Raw genomic sequence first — 16,089 nt, forward strand, 5'->3', positions numbered from 1 at the left:
GTCATGTCTGCCTCCGCTTGCTACAACGGCATTAGGCTAACAAACGAGACTTTTCAGACAAACCCTAATAACGAGCTTTATAAGTTCACACCAGTCGGCTCCGCACCAGCTCCGCATTGATCAACGTACAAAGCCTCCTGTCTGACCGCAGGGAGCTTTTCAAATGAGAGCGTGCGGCATGCTTCAATGTTAATTTTAGTTTTATAAATGACATTAAATTACATAAATAAGTTTTTGATTTATAGCGATTAAATCTTCTATTCGGTCAGATTTGAACAGATCTTTACGTAGCTACCCAGTACTTAAAAAACCTTTCACTTAAAGTTAGATATAGGATCAAGTTTTTATCTTAAGCGATTGAAACTTAAGGATAAAAACGTCCGGTGCAGTAGTCTGGAAAATTAGGATCTAGTAGTGCGTAAAGTACCTTGAGAGGTCGAAGCGTTCTGTCTCGCGCTCGAATCAAGTGACCCTTCAGTTTAAAGGCCGTCGAGTCCGCCGCGTCGTGCAACAGGGACTCGATGATTAACCAATACTCAATCAACATGGCGTCTTTACCACCGGTTCGGACAGCTTCATGAAAAACCGGCCTACGTTCATCGGTTGTGGCTAAGCTGAGTAAGCGTGGCCATCTTGTGGTTGCGGATACTATTCAGGCATTGACTGTGCAAATCGTATTCCGTGATTTCGATCGCCTGAGTATTTCACGTTGCTTTTGGATGTTTAACCTGACGGCTCGGTATGCTGTCCGATACCATACAACCGGAGCTTGTTGGCAATGGTAGTGTGGGAGACGCCAAGTCGCTTACCCAGTAAACGACTGCTGGGGTATTGGGTGATCAGCTGTTCCAGCACTGCCTTTTCGAATCGACCAATGATCTGGTCAAGATTACCGTCCAGCGTGAAGTGTCCCAGCGGTTGTGGGGTGCCGTAATCAGGCAGACGTATGTGCTCAGGTTTAACTACCTTGCCTTCGGCCAAGGAAACCGCTTGAAAGAGTGCATTTTCAAGCTGACGCACATTGCCAGGCCAGGGGTAATGGCGTAGTCGCTCGAAGGCGGCAGGGGCCAAAGGCTTGAGCGGGCAGCCGATCTGGCGGCTGGCTTGATCCAGAAAGTGTTCGACCAGCGGCTCCAGTCCATCCAGGCATTCCCGTAAGGGGGGGATGTGCAGCGAAAGCACATTGAGGCGATGGTACAGGTCCTGGCGAAATTCGCCTTGTACGCACAAATCGGACAGATCCTGCTGGGTGGCGCAGATGACACGGACGTCCAGGTAGACCTCCTCGTCGCTACCCACCCGGCGAAAAATCCCATCTTGCAGAAACCGAACCAGTTTGGCTTGAAGGCGCAGACTCATCTCACCCACTTCATCCAGAAAAAGCGTGCCGCCGGCGGTAAGCTCAAGCAGTCCAAGCTTGCCCTCTGGCCGAGCCCCTTCAAATGCACCAGCGCTGTATCCAAACAGTTCCGTCTCAGCCATCGACTCGGGCAGACCCGCGCAGTTGAGCACCATGAAGGGGGCTTGACCGCGAGGGCTTGCCAGGTGACAGGCCCGCGCCAGCAGCTCTTTGCCGGTACCGGTTTCGCCGGTAATCAGCAGCGGCGCATCAAGAGGAGCCATGCGTCGCGCCTCCCGGACGACAGCAGCCATGGACCTGGAGCTCTGGAAGATGCTGTCAAACCCTCGCAGCTCCTGCTTGCGTACCTGATAGATACGCTCGCCCACCTGATCGGCACGGTGCAGCGTCAGTACGGCGCCCGCCAGGGCCTCGCTGTCGTCATGCCCGGTCTGCAGGGGGGTAATATCGGCGAGAAAGACATCGCCCTTGATCTGAATACGCAAACCATTGAGCCGGGATTTGTTGGCACGAACCAGCTCAGGCAGGTCCAGCTCATCCACATATTTGGAGAGTGCCATCCCGGGCACCTCGTCCACTCGGGCACCCAATAGCTGTGCTGCTGCGCGGTTGGCTGCAACGATATGGCCAGCCATATCAATTGACAGCACGGGAAACTCCAACGCGCCGAGCAGCGTATTGAGTTCCAGGTGGCGACGCTCGCTGGGCATGAGGCTGATGCGCCAGATATCGAACACACCGGGGATGGCCGCGAGCTTGGGTCGTAGTGCCTGGAATTGCAGATTGATCAGATTAGGGCAGTAGAGATAGACCGTATTGCCTTGGTCGCCTCCCACCTCGCCACGGGCCACGTTAATCCCGTAGTCAGCCAACAGATTGAGCATGTCGCGCAGAATGCCTACGCGGTTCTGACACAAAACTTTGATTCGCATCGAGCGGGCCCATTGTTGTGATTATGGCGGGCGGTGCAGCCGAATTTTTCAGTGGGCCGCAAATTGAGTGTCAAGAATATGTGCCAGATATGTCCTTTATCAAGTAAACCGCACAGCCTGAAGTGAACCATTAAGAGTTTGCTGTAAAGATTTTCTTACGAATCATCCAGGCAACCTATGCCGCCTTGATCTTTTACCCTTATACACACAGCCCGCCTTCGCGCTATTGCTAGAGCCATACAACAAGACCCAGCGGCATCCGCCGTCAAGGAGGCTACATGAAAGGTACGCAGTACGTGGCGAGAAAACCGGATGAGTCTGGTTTTATCCATTACTCGGATGATGAACACGGTGTATGGAATACGCTGACCACCCGTCAGTTGAAGGTGATTGAAGGCAAGGCCTGCCAGGAATACCTGGACGGTATTACCCAACTTGATCTGCCTATGGACCGCATACCCCAGTTGTCCGAAGTCAACCGCGTACTGGAACGCACCACGGGCTGGCGCGTGGCACAAGTGCCAGCGTTGATCCCTTTCGAGACGTTTTTCGCCTTGTTGGCTAGCCAGCAGTTTCCAGTCGCCACGTTCATTCGAACCAGGGAAGAACTGGACTATTTGCAGGAGCCCGATATCTTCCATGAAATCTTTGGCCATTGTCCGCTGCTGACCAATCCCTGGTTTGCCGAATTCACCCATACCTACGGCAAGTTGGGGCTCGCTGCTTCCAAGGAAGAACGCATCTTCCTGGCGCGCCTATACTGGATGACCATCGAGTTTGGACTGGTGGATACGCCGATGGGACGTAAGATCTATGGAGGCGGTATCCTGTCATCGCCCAAGGAGACGGTGTATTCGCTTTCGGCCGAACCGGAGCACCTGCCGTTCGACCCCATCGAGGCCATGCGTACCCCGTATCGAATCGATATTCTGCAACCCGTCTATTTCGTGTTGCCTGAACTCAAGCGGCTATTCCAGGTCGCTCATGAAGACATCATGGGCATGGTTCGCGAGGCCATGCAGCTCGGACTTCACAAACCCCGCTTTCCGCCCAAAGCAGCCTGATATTACAAGGAGAACACATGACTGCTACCGCTCTGAAACAAGGCCACTGCGAAGCCTGTAGCGCCGATGCCCCCAAAGTCAGTGAAGAAGAGCTGGCGGAGCTGATTCGGCAGATTCCGGACTGGAACATTGAAGTGCGTGACGGAATCATGCAGCTCGAAAAGGTCTTCCGCTTCAAGAATTTTCGCCATGCGCTGGCGTTCACCAATGCCGTTGGCGCTATTGCTGAGGAAGAAGGGCATCATCCCGGCCTCTTGACCGAATGGGGCAAGGTGACGGTGACCTGGTGGAGCCATTCGATCAAAGGACTTCATCGCAACGATTTCATCATGGCGGCCCGCACGGACGAGGTGGCGGCTACAGCGGAGGGGCGCAAGTGAGCCATTTCAAGACGGTCGACTGGGTAGCCGGCGACCCGATCATGGGGATGCTTGAAGCGTTTCGAGCCGATCCTAACCCTGCCAAGCTTGATCTGGGCGTAGGCGTATACAAGGATCGACAAGGCCTTACTCCCATTCCCAAAGCCGTCAAACTGGCGGAGCAGGCATTGATCGGCAGCGAACAGACCAAGAGCTATGTTGGCGGCCACGGCGATGTGAGCTTCGGGACCTACCTGCTGCACCTTGTTCTAGGTGCACATAGCGCGGTGATCGATGACAAACGGGCCGGCTGTACCCAGACCGCCGGTGGTACAGGAGCCCTGCGGCTAACAGGGGAGTTCATTGCGCAGTGTCTGCCAGACAAGGACGTCTGGTTGAGTCAGCCAACCTGGCCGATTCACGAAACGCTGTTCAGGGCCGCCGGGCTCGCCGTGCAGCATTACCCCTATGTGGGGGCAGATAACCGTCTTGATGTAGCCGGTATGCTCGAAGCCATGCGGCAGATCCCCAAAGGTGACGTCATCCTGTTGCACGCCTGTTGTCATAATCCGACTGGCTTCGATTTGAGTCGGGCCGATTGGCAGCAGGTATTGGGGATCGTAAAGGAGCGCGAGCTGCTGCCCTTGTTCGACTTTGCCTATCAGGGCTTTGGCGACGGGCTGGAAGAAGACGCCTGGGCTGTCAGGTTATTTGCCCAAGCGTTGCCAGAGCTTTTGATTACCAGCTCCTGCTCGAAGAACTTTGGTCTGTACCGTGAACGTACGGGAGGGCTGATCGTGGTGGCGGAAGATGCAGATCGTCTTCTGGCCGTACGCAGCCAGCTCGCCTCGATTGCCCGTAATCTCTGGTCTACGCCACCTTCCCATGGTGCGGCGGTCGTGGCCGAGATCCTGGGTACTGCTTCATTGCGCACAATGTGGGAGGAAGAAGTCAATGCCATGCGCACGCGTATCACGAGCTTGCGCAAGGGACTGGTCGAAGCACTGATCCCCTTTGGCTTGAACGAGCGCTTTGCTCATATTGCCGAGCAGCGCGGTATGTTCTCGTATACAGGACTCACCGCTGAGCAGGTCGCACAGCTCAAGACGCGTTATAGCGTTTATCTCGTCAGTAGCGGCAGGGCCAATGTCGCCGGGCTGGACGAGAACCGGCTCGATGAACTGGCACGTGCGATTGCCGAGGTTTCTCGGTAGCGGAAAAGCCGGCAATCGCCGGCTTTTCTTTCAGAACGTGCCCTGGTAATGCCCACCATCGAGCAACACGTTCTGGCCGGTCATGTAACTCGCATGTTGGCTGCATAGAAAAGCACACACCGCACCGAATTCATCTGCCGTGCCGAAGCGTCTGGCGGGGATCGTTTGTAATCGCTGCTGAACAATATCTGCTACCGGCTTGCCAGTGGACTGTGCAGAACGCTCCAGTGTGTTTTGTAGCCGATCGGTATCGAAAGAGCCTGGCAGAAGGTTGTTGATCGTAACGTTGCGCTCCGCCAGACGAGCCTGACGCGCAAGCCCGGCGACAAACCCCGTCAGGCCGCTGCGTGCGCCATTGGACAATCCTAGAATATCGATAGGCGCCTTGACGGCAGAGGACGTGATATTCACGACACGACCGAATCCTCGCTCCGCCATGCCATCAACGGTTGCCTTGATCAGCTCGATGGGCGTCAGCATATTGGTCTCGACGGCGCTCAGCCAGTCCTCCCGCGTCCAGTCACGAAAGTCTCCCGGCGGAGGTCCGCCTGCGTTGTTCACAAGGATGTCGACCTGTGGACATTGAGTCAGGAGTGCCTGTCTGACGTTTTCATCACTGATATCGCCTGCGACACAGCGGACCTCAATAGCAGGATTGAGCGAGCGTAAAAATGTGGCGGTCTCCTCCAGTGCTTCAAGGCCGCGTGCATTGATTACCAGGTTGACGCCTTCCTGAGCTAACGCGCTGGCACAGCCTTTACCCAGCCCCTTGCTGGCAGCACATACCACTGCCCAGCGTCCCGAAATGCCTAAATCCATTGCTCTTCCTCCGGTTGCGAACACGCAAGATCGGAGCATTAGGCTACAGCGGGAGGGAAAAGTTGATACAGAGGAGGAGCCTGGACCCTTACGGGTCCAGGTGTCTGGCTTAGTCAGCCGAAGTGGCTGCCAGCGAAGGTTCTGCGGCGTTGGCGTCCGGCTTACGCTTGAGGCGATAGCACGCCACCATGATGACCAGCCATACCGGAATGGCGTAGACCGAGATATTGATGCCGGGAATCAACAGCATGGTGCCCAGGATGAAGACTACAAACGCTAGGCACAGGTAGTTCCCATAGGGATACCAGAACGCCTTGAACGCCGTGCTGACACCCTGGCGCTTCATCTGCGCACGAAACTTCAGATGCGCCAGGCTGATCATCGCCCAGTTGATTACCAGCGTTGCCACTACCAGCGACATCAGGAGCTCAAGCGCCTGCTGCGGCATCAGATAATTGACAACTACCGCCAGGAAGGTAATAGCGGCCGAGAACAGAAGGGCACTTACCGGTACGCCGCGAGCATCGACCTTGGCCAGGAAACGAGGCGCATCGCCTTGCTCAGCCAGACCCAACAGCATGCGTCCGTTACAGTAGCAACCACTGTTGTAGACGGACAACGCTGCGGTCAGTACGACAAAGTTCAGGATGTGGGCCGCTGCATCACTGCCAATCAGAGAGAAGATCTGGACAAAGGGGCTACCGCTGTACGCATCGCCGGAGGCAGTCAGCGTCTGTACCAGCGAATCCCAGGGCTTGAGTGAAAGCAGAATGATCAGGGCGCCGACATAAAAGATCAGGATACGGTAGATCACCTGGTTGATGGCCTTGGGAATGACTTTCTTGGGCTCCGAGGCTTCGGCGGCGGTAAAGCCCAGCATTTCCAGGCCACCAAACGAGAACATGATAATGGCCATGGACATGACCAATCCCTGAATACCGTGGGGGAAGAACCCGCCATGCGACCACAGGTTGCTGACAGAAGCCTGTGGATCACTGCCACCGATAAGCAGGTAAGTTCCCAGCAGGATCATGCCGATGATGGCAACCACTTTGATGATCGCAAACCAGAACTCGGCCTCGCCGAACAGTTTCACATTGGCCAGGTTAATGGCATTGACCAGCAGGAAAAAGAAGGCGGCGCTGGCCCAAGTGGGTATTTCCGGCCACCAGTAATGAATGTACTTGCCAACCGCCGTCAGCTCGGACATGCCTACCAGGATATAGAGAACCCAGCAGTTCCAGCCTGACAGAAAGCCGGCAAAGCCTCCCCAGTATCGATGAGCGAAGTGGCTGAACGAGCCGGCTACAGGTTCCTCGACAATCATCTCGCCCAGTTGGCGCATGATGAGAAAGGCAATAAATCCAGCCAGGGCATAGCCCAGGATCATGGAAGGGCCGGCCGACTGCATGACGCCTGCCGAGCCAAGAAACAAACCAGTACCAATAGCGCCACCCAGGGCTATCAATTGGATATGGCGATTTTTCAGGCCACGTTTGAGTGTACCCGATTGGGTGTTACGACCAACCATTTAAACGTCCTCACGCAAGGTGTTGTTATTGTGCGGTGTGAAGCGTGTCTATGCGAAGGCCAAACTAGGTAAAAATGTCGCAGGTACTCCGCCTTTTATCGGTTGAAGCACTCTTTTGAGGAGTACACCTGTGATAGGTAAGGTTAATCGAGGCGGTTTTAGGGCTAAAAAGCAGGCAGTCTACGTTCAGGATCATGCGTCACCTTTTATTGTTGTATGTGACGGAGCGGACGTACCGGAGAAACGGTAATGGAATGTCCTTTCCAGTAGACCTATATGAGCCGAAGCCAACTTAGGTAACAACCCCGGCCTGAAGAGCCAGGGCTGTTCCCGTGAGAGAAAGTGTCACGTTTTTCTGACAGCCGCGCCAAAACCCGCGATTTACGATGCCTGCTGTAAAAGTTTTTTGACGAGCGGATCACTGTGTGGGTTAACGCCTCAGTCAATCAAGCGGCCAGGGGCAGCGTGAAATGAAAGGTGCTGCCTTGTCCGGGATCGCTCACGGCCCAGATTCTGCCTCCATGCGCTTCCACAATTCCCTTGCTAATGAATAGGCCTAGCCCGGTTCCGGTTGGGTTGCCTGCCTTGACGTGCCAGTAACGATCAAAGATGTGCTTCAATTCGTCATCGGAAATGCCTATGCCGCTGTCTCTGATGGAGAAGCAGGCGTGGCTACCCTCACGCGTCACGGATATCTCGATACTGCCACCAGCAGGCGTGAACTTGATACCGTTACTGATCAGATTCGATAGCACCTGAAAGAGCCGCTCGGCATCGGCATTCAGGATCACGTCGTCTTCTGCATGAATCTTGAGCTGAATGGATTTGGTTTCGGCGAGCGACTGCAATAGCTGCACCGCCTGGTGGACCAGACTGGAAGCATCATGGGGCTGAGGTGAAATCTGAAAGCGGCCCGATTCAATCTTGGACAAGTCCAACAGGTCGCCAATCATGCTATTCATGCGTGTAGCGACCATTTGAATGATATTGATCGCCGACAGCAAGCGCTTGGATGATTCACGTTGATCCCCCACGATCATCCGCTGCATAAGGCCTGCCTGCATGGTCACAATCGTCATGGGATTACGCAGGTCATGGGAGACTACTGCCACAATCTCGTCACGGGCACGTACGGCCTCGCGTTCGCGGGCGACCTGAAGGGCCAGATCAATTTCTATCGCTGAGCGGCGCAAGTCCTTGACGGCATAAATATCTCCAGGAAGCCAGCGCTTGGAGCGTCCACGTACCTGTTCTCGCCAAACGGCAAAGCTGCGCCGCGGATGAGGACGCAGCTGACCGCTCTCTGGGTCCGCTTCTAAGGGTTTATTCGGATTACCGCTCCATTTGAGGGTTTTGACCAGCTCTGGTCTGAACCACAGCACCATATTGGTGACTGGCTTGGGCAGGGTAATAGCCATAAGGCCGCTACCCAGGTGCGCATAGGCAGAGGCATCAGCCAGCTCATTGGGTAGACAGCGCGTATGGAAAATCCCGCTCTCGCCAAGTTGCGATTCAGCCCATTGGGAGAGCGCCTTGATTTCAGTATCACCCGGACAATCCCCCACGACCAATACGCGTTGATCGACTAAAATGGCAGCGCCACTGGCATCCGCAAGCGCCAGAAGATCGTCCCCTTTGTACATCAGCCCGATCAACGCCTCATCTTCAGCCGAATGCATGGCTTCCACCAGGCGAGAAAGGTATTCCTGCTTGGCTTCACGCTGCTGTTGGGCATCCCGCTCCTGGAGCGCATTGATCTGGAGCGACGTTAACTCGCCAATCGCCTGGCAAGCGGCGCGGATTCGGTAGGGAAGGTAATGGGGCTCCCTATGACCGCAGCTGATCAGGCCCCATAAGGAATCGCCCTGCATAAGCGATACACTCATTGACGCCCGCAAGCCCTGATAGCCGATGTATTCCCGATGCAGCGGTGAAACACTGCGCAGGATTGCACAGCTAAGGTCCACCGGCTGGCCTGTCTCGCTTCTGAATAGCGGGAGCAGGGGGACCGGCTCATAGCGAGCATCGGGAATCAGGCGAATCCAGTTATGCTCATAGAGCTTACGGGCTTGGGCCGGTATATCAGAGGCAGGAAACCGAAGCTCGAGGTAGGGATCTACCTCAGGATCTCGCGCCTCTGCCACCACTTGGCCGTCACCTTCGTTATCGAATCGGTAGACCACAACGCGGTCGAAGCCTGTCAGGGCTCTGACCTCCTCGACTACCACCTGCTGCAAATCCGCCAACGTGCGTACTTTTTGCAGGCGACGCAACGCGCGTGAATTCAGAACGCCGTCAGAAGGCGAAGTGGGTTGAGCACGTTCCAGTTCAAGAAAGATCAAGCCATCATGTTGATGCAGCAGACCCTCGTATTCGTGGCTTCCGACCGTCAATAACAGCGGATTGACCTCGTCGAAATGGGGCTGCCGGAGCGCTTGCTCGACCTGCGACAACGCTTGAGCATTCAGGATCTTTGCAAGAGGCTGTCCAAGTACCGCATCCGCTTTGCAGTCCAAAAGCGTAGGGAGGTTGGCGCTGATGTGCTGAACGCGAGTATCGGCTTCTCTAAAAGCAATCAGATACCCATGAGGCTGAATAGCGCCTGGAATATGAATAGGCTCGCTCTCACAGCGTATGGGGTCGGCTTCGCGTTGATCGTGGCCAGTCATGCCGAGTGTGAACTCCTTCTAATCCAGAGCTGTGCAGTCAATAACTGCCACTTCGTCTGTTATAGATGTGACTGCATTTGGCCTTGATCGTTTGATCAAGATGTCGAAGCGGTAGGCACCCCTAGGGTGCATGAACGGTCAGAAACTACTGAGAGTGGCAGGGTGGAGCAGGGTTATGCAGCAGATTGACGTGGTTGTGGTAGGAGGAGGGCAGTCCGCGCTGGCAGTTGCCTATTTCCTGCGCCGTACGTCACGTTCATTCGTGTTGCTGGATGCAGAGCAGCATCCAGGTGGTGCCTGGCAACACGGATGGGATTCGTTGCATCTTTTCTCACCGGCCAGCTCCAGCTCCATTCCTGGTTGGCCCATGCCTCCTACCCACGAAGAAACGCCTTCGCGTGACCATGTCCTGGATTATCTGACCCGGTATGAGCAGCGTTACGGGTTTCCCATCAGGCGTCCTGTCTGGGTAGAGAGCATTGAGCCACACCCGAACGGCTTGCTGGTCAAGGCTGGCGCAGAGGCATGGCTGGCCCAAGCGGTAGTCAGTGCAACCGGAACCTGGCGACATCCCTACACGCCCCACTACCCGGGCCAAACGCTGTTCAGAGGACAGCAGATTCATTCGGCACAGTATGTCAATGCCGAGCCTTTTATGGACAAAACCGTATTGATTGTCGGAGGGGGTAATTCAGGGGCTCAGATCCTGGCTGAAGTATCCAGGGTGGCAGAGGCTCATTGGATTACCCTGGCGGATCCACAATTTCTACCGGACGATGTGGATGGATATGTCCTGTTTGAGCGAGCAACCGAGCGCTGGAGGGCGCAGCAGGAAGGCCGCGTCTGGGATGAGCCCGCGGGTGGGCTGGGCGATATTGTCATGGTTCCCAGCGTGAAGGAGGCAAGGACACGAAGCGTATTACGGGCCGTGCGGCCATTCGAGCGCTTTACTGAGAGCGGCGTAGTCTGGTCCGACGGACATGAAATTGCAGTAGACGCGGTAATCTGGTGCACGGGCTTCAGGCCTGCGTTGACGCATCTGGAAGCGCTGGGGCTAGTCGAGCCGGATGGACGCGTTCAGGTTAACCGCACTCGTTCGGTCAAGGAGCCCCGTGTGTGGCTCGTGGGCTACGGTGAGTGGACCGGTATGGCATCAGCAACGCTGGTAGGCGTCACCCGAACGGCACGGAGCACCGTTCAGGAGATTGAAGTCTATCTCGATCAGAGGGAGCGTTGATTGACGCGCCGGGACAGTGCCTCGGCAGATTCCTTGCGTTCCGAGTAACGATCTACCAGATACGTCTGGCGCCCACGGAGCAGGAGCGTGAACTTTATCAGTTCTTCCATGACGTCCACCAGGCGATCGTAATAGGGCGAAGGTTTCATTCGTCCTGCCTCATCGAATTCCAGAAACGCCTTGGGCACCGAGGACTGATTTGGAATCGTGAACATCCGCATCCAACGACCTAAAACACGCAGTTGATTCACGACATTGAAAGACTGCGAGCCTCCGCAGACCTGCAGAACAGCGAGGGTTTTGCCTTGGGTAGGGCGAACCGCACCCATGGCCAGCGGAACCCAGTCGATTTGTGCTTTGAAAACGGCGCTCATGGAGCCGTGTCGCTCAGGTGAACACCATACCTGACCTTCTGACCATTGCATCAATTCCCGCAGCTCAACGACTTTCTCATGGGTATCGGGGGCATCGTCAGGCAAGGGGAGACCTGAAGGGTCAAAAATTTGGACGTCGGCGCCAAAATGTTCGAGCAGAAGAGCGGCTTCCTGTGTCAGGAGTCGGCTGAAGGAGCGCTCTCGGTTCGATCCATAAAGCAACAGAATCCTGGGCTTATGGGGCAGGGGCTGCTGATTATCCAGGCGCTCGACAGCGGGAATGTCGATCAGGGACATATCGAGATTCGGCAGGTTATCCAAGTGAAGCCTCCCGGTCAGTTGCCAAGCGCATTAACTGCGGAGCGGAGTTCGTCCCGATTCAACCGATCAAACGGTAGGGCAAGGAATGCCTGCACGCGCTGCTCGATGATCCTTAGCGTTTTCTCGAAGGCTTGCTGAATATCCGCTTCGCTGGCCTCCAGTGCAGAGGGATCCTCCAGCCCCCAATGAGCCTTGAGTGCATGACCAAAATAGACCGGGCAGGCTTCGCCAGCTGCACGGTCGCAGGCGGTAATAACCACATCAGGCGGAGCGTCAGCAAACACGTCGGAAGACTTGCTATAAAGTCCCTCTGTTGTAATACCAGCCCTTTTTAGAGCATTTAAAGTCAATGGACTGACCTCCCCGCTAGGATGGCTACCAGCGCTAACCGCCTCGAATCCATCAGGAGCCAGATGATTGAACACTGCCTCCGATAGAATGCTTCTGCAACGGTTATGGGTACACATGAACAGTACTTTCATAAAGCCTCCTGGCGCTTACAGACTTAAACGCAGAGCGAGCGCAGCAAGCGTCGCGAGCAAAACAGGCAGGGTAAGCACGATACCTACCTTAAAGTAGTAACCCCAGGTAATCGTAATGTCCTTGCGTGCTAGAACATGTAGCCAGAGCAGCGTGGCCAGACTCCCGATAGGGGTGATCTTCGGGCCCAGGTCGCTGCCAATAACGTTGGCGTAAATCATGGCCTGCTGGACCACACCGCTGGTTTCACTGTCATGAATGGAAAGCGCTCCAATGAGAACCGTAGGCAGGTTGTTCATGATGGACGACAAAAAAGCGGTTAGCAGGCCGGTTCCGATTGCAGCGCCCCATACACCGTAATGAGCGCAATATTTCAACGCCTGCGTCACGTAGTCTGTCAGACCCGCATTGCGCAGCCCGTATACCACCAGATACATCCCAAGGGAAAAGACGACAATTTGCCAGGGAGCGTCCTTGAGCACCTTCTGGGTGCTGATCACATGACCTCGCGCCGCAATTACGAATAGCAGCAGGGCACAGGCCGCAGAAATAACGCTGATAGGTACACCCATCGGCTCAATGATGAAGAAACCAATGAGCAGAAGGCCCAGTACCCACCAGCCAGCAATGAACGTTGCACGGTCGCGTATGGCTTCACGGGGGTCCTTGATCTGGGCCAAGTCGTAGTGCTGAGGGATTTCACGGCGGAAAAACCAGAGCAGCATGATCAGCGTGGCCAGGATGCTCACGATATTCACGGGTGCCATGATGGCGGCATATTCGCCAAAGCTGATGCCGAAATAATCCGCCGAAACGATGTTTACCAAGTTGGATACCACGAGCGGCAGGCTGGCTGTATCGGCAATAAAACCGGCCGCCATGACAAATGCCAGCGTGGCGGCTGGAGAAAAGCGCAAGGCCATTAGCATGGCGATGACAATAGGAGTGAGGATCAGCGCCGCACCGTCATTGGCGAACAGGGCAGAAACCGCAGCCCCCAGCAGAATAATGAACGCGAACAGTCTGCGTCCATTGCCGCCACCCCAGCGGGCGACATGCAATGCGGCCCATTCGAAAAAGCCTGCCTCATCCAGTAGCAGGCTGATGACGATAATGGCGATAAAGGTGGCAGTAGCATTCCATACGATATGCCATACGACCGGGATGTCTCCCAGGCTTACGACACCTGTCAGAAGTGCTAGAACGGCTCCTAGGGATGCGCTCCAGCCCACGCCTAACCCTTTGGGCTGCCAGATGACCAGAACGATCGTTATCAGAAAGATCAGAGATGCAATCAGCATGCATGAAACTCGATGGAAGGTTGACGTTGATTAACAGCAAAGCGCCTTACGCTCGGGACGGTTACCCATTTTGTGCAGGCGTTCCATGTCCACCGCGAGCCACGCTGGATTGGCTTCCAGCGTGCTCCGAAGGACAGCCTGAATCCACCCGGGCAAGGTTGGGTGAATCCGGTAATACACCCATTGGCCCTGGCGACGATCCGCTAGCAGTCCACATTGGCGCAGGTGTGCCAGATGGCGAGAAATCTTTGGTTGGATTTCATCCAGAGCGCTGGCGAGTTCACATACACATAGCTCTTCCTCTTGAAGGATCAGCAATGTCATGCGTGCACGGGTCTCGTCGGCGAGGCATTTAAACAGGAGTGAAGGCGTCAGGGATTGGGACATATATGGCTTCCTTCAATAAGGGAGGCACTATAATTAATATATGAAAATTCGTATATATGCATATCCATATAACCTGTCAGCACTTACGTTGGAAACGTATTTGCTTGCTGGCCGCTCTGATAAGAGCAGACAAAGAGTGCAGGTGTGAATCATGAGCAGTATCTGGAGCATGACGCTGGCAGCCTTTCGTGATGCAACGGCTGCCAACAGCTCGACACCCAGCTGTGGGGCTGCAGCGGCCGTCTCGGCCACGATGGGAAGTGCGTTGATACTCATGGCGCTGCGGATCAGCGAATCCAAATCGGCTGCTCCTGGTCGGAGCGAGCTGATCAAGCGCGTCGAGCAGCAGATGGCGAAGCTTGGTACCTACGCCGACGCAGATGTAAAAGCGTTTGAGCGCTATATGGATGCGGCTCGACTACCGGAGCATTCCTCAATCCAGGCAGAAGAACGTGAGCAGGAGGTACAAGATGCCGTGGTCGAGGCCACGCAGGTCCCGTTGGAAACAGCAGAAACCTGTCTCGAACTGCTTCGCCTGGCGGAAGAAGGCGTTTCGTTTACGTCCGAGAATGTGCTGAGCGACATACTGTCTGGGAGTCTGTTATTGCAGGGTGGGTTATCGGCGGTACTGCTCAATGTAGATGCAGATGCAAAGATGCTGGAGGAGGGCAAGATGCGGGAGCAGGCAGTTACAAAACGGCAATGGCTTGAGCAGCAGGCAGACCTGTATCTACAGTCCATTAGGAAGGCAGTCTGTACCCGCTAGACACTTTTCTACGGATGTGACTAGCCATTTGGCCTGAATAAGCCAAATGGTTCTATCGTACCTGTACGGTGTTGCGGTACGGGTTAAGTTGCTTTTTCGATAGCCAAGGCCAGTAGATCCTTGGGCTCCAGGTCACGTCCCAGTACATCAATCACGCCCGGCGTAAAGCTGGCCGTGATTTTTTTGGGATTGGACTTCCAGCCCTGAAGAATCATCAATGTCGCCTTCTGGCCATTCTTATGGATGACACGTAAGGAGGCACGTGATAATTGAGTCAAAAGTGCCTCAATTTCGCTGATTTCTTCAGAATCGTGCGGGATAATGATTAGTTCGTTGCGTTTGCGATCATCAAAAAAGATTTCTTCGGTGCGGCGCAGGGCGTTGTTGTATTTGGCCATGAAAGGTATCTCGAAATCGGTAGGGAGACGGGAGCAAAGGCTCTGAACCAGTCTCAATATTGCTGGAGCTCCATCAGCTACGACCGGCCATGAGAACGGTGAACTGTTCAGCCTGAGCCTCGCCTGAGAAAAATTTCAGGCGATCTGAAACGAGATTTTCCAGCCGCTATAGCGTTTGCATACTACGCACAGGCAGTTTGCAAACGTTTTCCAATTTAATGGGGCAACCGTTACGAGCACTTACTCGACAACAACGGCGAGATTTGGCGGGGATCAAAATTTCATAGCTGAATCAACTTTTTACCTTCAGCATGAATACCGCGTTGCTCAAACCCGTCCATCTCACGTGTTTGAAAGGGTAGCGTTCATAGCGCTAGAAAAGTGAGACGCATGTCTCGTTATTGCATTTTGCTGTCTTCTGATCGTCATAAAGACGACGCCAGTACGAAAGAAGTTGCACCGATACGCAGCGAAGCCGTGTTCATCTACCGACTCCTGCACACATCGACTGATACCAAGTAAAAATTTACCGTTCGTCGGACGTACTACTTGAAAAAAACGAGAGGGTTCCTATATGGAATCCTGCAGGGCGCCGAAGTCGGGCCCTGCGTTGAAACTTGCTGATGACTCAGGAGATTCTCTATATGAACACTGCATTCTCTCTTGCTCCCTTGTTCCGCCATTCCGTTGGATTCGACCGCTTCAATGATCTGTTCGAATCCGCATTGCGCAACGAGTCGGGTAGCTCCTATCCACCCTATAACGTGGAAAAGCATGGCGACGATCGCTATCGCATCGTGATCGCGGCTGCCGGCCTTGCCGAAGACGACCTTGAGCTCGAAGTGGAGCGGGGCGTGTTGACCGTGAAGAGCGGCCG

Annotated in this window: 14 protein-coding genes and 1 pseudogene; 6 read left to right on the plus strand and 9 right to left on the minus strand. The window is 54.8% G+C overall.

The features are described from left to right. Positions 1-723: 723 nt before the first annotated feature. Positions 724-2,292, minus strand: coding sequence for a sigma-54-dependent transcriptional regulator (locus B3729_RS11835; protein ID WP_286787991.1), 1,569 nt, complete (start codon positions 2,290-2,292; stop codon positions 724-726). A 278-nt stretch (positions 2,293-2,570) separates the two neighbouring features. On the opposite strand from B3729_RS11835, the gene phhA reads away from it, so the two are divergent. From phhA to B3729_RS11850, 3 genes are read left to right on the plus strand one after another with little or no spacing between them, the layout of a single operon-like run. Then, positions 2,571-3,356 carry a phenylalanine 4-monooxygenase gene (gene phhA / locus B3729_RS11840; protein ID WP_197870575.1) on the plus strand — a complete coding sequence of 262 codons (786 nt, stop codon included), beginning with the start codon at positions 2,571-2,573 and terminating at the stop codon, positions 3,354-3,356. A gap of 17 nt (positions 3,357-3,373) precedes the next feature. Continuing rightward, positions 3,374-3,736 carry a 4a-hydroxytetrahydrobiopterin dehydratase gene (locus tag B3729_RS11845; RefSeq protein ID WP_019365745.1) on the plus strand — a complete coding sequence of 121 codons (363 nt, stop codon included), beginning with the start codon at positions 3,374-3,376 and terminating at the stop codon, positions 3,734-3,736. Then, a complete protein-coding gene (locus tag B3729_RS11850; RefSeq protein ID WP_286787992.1) occupies positions 3,733-4,929 on the plus strand; it encodes an amino acid aminotransferase in 1,197 nt (398 codons plus the stop codon). Before B3729_RS11845 ends, B3729_RS11850 begins: the two co-directional genes overlap by 4 nt. Positions 4,930-4,959: 30 nt before the next feature. Here the strand turns inward: B3729_RS11850 and B3729_RS11855 are convergent, their stop codons facing one another. The 3 genes from B3729_RS11855 to B3729_RS11865 form a co-directional block, all read right to left on the minus strand. Beyond that, complete coding sequence (locus B3729_RS11855; protein WP_010798297.1) at positions 4,960-5,748, minus strand: SDR family oxidoreductase; 789 nt, start codon at positions 5,746-5,748, stop codon at positions 4,960-4,962. A gap of 109 nt (positions 5,749-5,857) precedes the next feature. Further along, on the minus strand, positions 5,858-7,279 hold the full coding sequence (locus tag B3729_RS11860) for an amino acid permease (protein WP_010798298.1): 1,422 nt from the start codon (positions 7,277-7,279) through the stop codon (positions 5,858-5,860). Positions 7,280-7,725: 446 nt separating this feature from the next. Then, on the minus strand, positions 7,726-9,948 hold the full coding sequence (locus tag B3729_RS11865; RefSeq protein ID WP_286787993.1) for an ATP-binding protein: 2,223 nt from the start codon (positions 9,946-9,948) through the stop codon (positions 7,726-7,728). A gap of 175 nt (positions 9,949-10,123) precedes the next feature. Between B3729_RS11865 and B3729_RS11870 the strand changes: the two genes are divergently transcribed. Next, positions 10,124-11,185: an ArsO family NAD(P)H-dependent flavin-containing monooxygenase gene (locus tag B3729_RS11870; protein ID WP_286787994.1), complete on the plus strand. Its 1,062-nt coding sequence runs from the start codon at positions 10,124-10,126 to the stop codon at positions 11,183-11,185. Here the strand turns inward: B3729_RS11870 and arsH are convergent. The 4 genes from arsH to B3729_RS11890 are packed head-to-tail and all read right to left on the minus strand — an operon-like array spanning position 11,170 to position 14,048. Beyond that, positions 11,170-11,880, minus strand: a complete 711-nt coding sequence (gene arsH, locus B3729_RS11875) for an arsenical resistance protein ArsH (protein ID WP_286787995.1) — start codon at positions 11,878-11,880, stop codon at positions 11,170-11,172. The genes B3729_RS11870 and arsH overlap by 16 nt on opposite strands. 14 nt (positions 11,881-11,894) lie before the next feature. Further along, the gene (locus tag B3729_RS11880) at positions 11,895-12,362 is read right to left on the minus strand and encodes an arsenate reductase ArsC (protein WP_286787996.1); all 468 of its coding nucleotides are present in this window, start codon (positions 12,360-12,362) and stop codon (positions 11,895-11,897) included. A gap of 15 nt (positions 12,363-12,377) precedes the next feature. Continuing rightward, positions 12,378-13,661, minus strand: a complete 1,284-nt coding sequence (locus B3729_RS11885; RefSeq protein ID WP_219652727.1) for an arsenic transporter — start codon at positions 13,659-13,661, stop codon at positions 12,378-12,380. A gap of 30 nt (positions 13,662-13,691) precedes the next feature. Beyond that, on the minus strand, positions 13,692-14,048 hold the full coding sequence (locus tag B3729_RS11890; protein WP_286787997.1) for a metalloregulator ArsR/SmtB family transcription factor: 357 nt from the start codon (positions 14,046-14,048) through the stop codon (positions 13,692-13,694). Positions 14,049-14,199: 151 nt separating this feature from the next. Here B3729_RS11890 and B3729_RS11895 point away from each other — a divergent pair, with 151 nt between their 5' ends. Beyond that, positions 14,200-14,814: a cyclodeaminase/cyclohydrolase family protein gene (locus B3729_RS11895; protein ID WP_286787998.1), complete on the plus strand. Its 615-nt coding sequence runs from the start codon at positions 14,200-14,202 to the stop codon at positions 14,812-14,814. An 83-nt stretch (positions 14,815-14,897) separates the two neighbouring features. Here B3729_RS11895 and B3729_RS11900 read toward each other — a convergent pair whose 3' ends face one another. After that, the gene (locus B3729_RS11900) at positions 14,898-15,212 is read right to left on the minus strand and encodes a hypothetical protein (protein WP_286787999.1); all 315 of its coding nucleotides are present in this window, start codon (positions 15,210-15,212) and stop codon (positions 14,898-14,900) included. A 644-nt stretch (positions 15,213-15,856) separates the two neighbouring features. On the opposite strand from B3729_RS11900, the pseudogene B3729_RS11905 reads away from it, so the two are divergent. Continuing rightward, positions 15,857-16,089 (plus strand): annotated as a pseudogene (locus tag B3729_RS11905) (heat-shock protein); the annotation flags it as partial.

Origin of the sequence: Pseudomonas sp. UBA3149 (assembly GCF_002364655.1) — a bacterium.
Lineage (GTDB): Bacteria > Pseudomonadota > Gammaproteobacteria > Pseudomonadales > Pseudomonadaceae > Chryseomonas > Chryseomonas luteola.

Coding starts and splice junctions, on each gene's coding strand:
- B3729_RS11845 (WP_019365745.1), top strand. CDS start 3,374: ATGACTGCTACCGCTCTGAAACAAGGCCACTGCGAAGCCTGTAGCGCC.
- B3729_RS11880 (WP_286787996.1), bottom strand. CDS start 12,362: ATGAAAGTACTGTTCATGTGTACCCATAACCGTTGCAGAAGCATTCTA.
- B3729_RS11890 (WP_286787997.1), bottom strand. CDS start 14,048: ATGTCCCAATCCCTGACGCCTTCACTCCTGTTTAAATGCCTCGCCGAC.
- B3729_RS11895 (WP_286787998.1), top strand. CDS start 14,200: ATGAGCAGTATCTGGAGCATGACGCTGGCAGCCTTTCGTGATGCAACG.
- B3729_RS11885 (WP_219652727.1), bottom strand. CDS start 13,661: ATGCTGATTGCATCTCTGATCTTTCTGATAACGATCGTTCTGGTCATC.
- B3729_RS11860 (WP_010798298.1), bottom strand. CDS start 7,279: ATGGTTGGTCGTAACACCCAATCGGGTACACTCAAACGTGGCCTGAAA.
- B3729_RS11835 (WP_286787991.1), bottom strand. CDS start 2,292: ATGCGAATCAAAGTTTTGTGTCAGAACCGCGTAGGCATTCTGCGCGAC.
- B3729_RS11900 (WP_286787999.1), bottom strand. CDS start 15,212: ATGGCCAAATACAACAACGCCCTGCGCCGCACCGAAGAAATCTTTTTT.
- B3729_RS11855 (WP_010798297.1), bottom strand. CDS start 5,748: ATGGATTTAGGCATTTCGGGACGCTGGGCAGTGGTATGTGCTGCCAGC.
- B3729_RS11865 (WP_286787993.1), bottom strand. CDS start 9,948: ATGACTGGCCACGATCAACGCGAAGCCGACCCCATACGCTGTGAGAGC.
- phhA (WP_197870575.1), top strand. CDS start 2,571: ATGAAAGGTACGCAGTACGTGGCGAGAAAACCGGATGAGTCTGGTTTT.
- B3729_RS11870 (WP_286787994.1), top strand. CDS start 10,124: ATGCAGCAGATTGACGTGGTTGTGGTAGGAGGAGGGCAGTCCGCGCTG.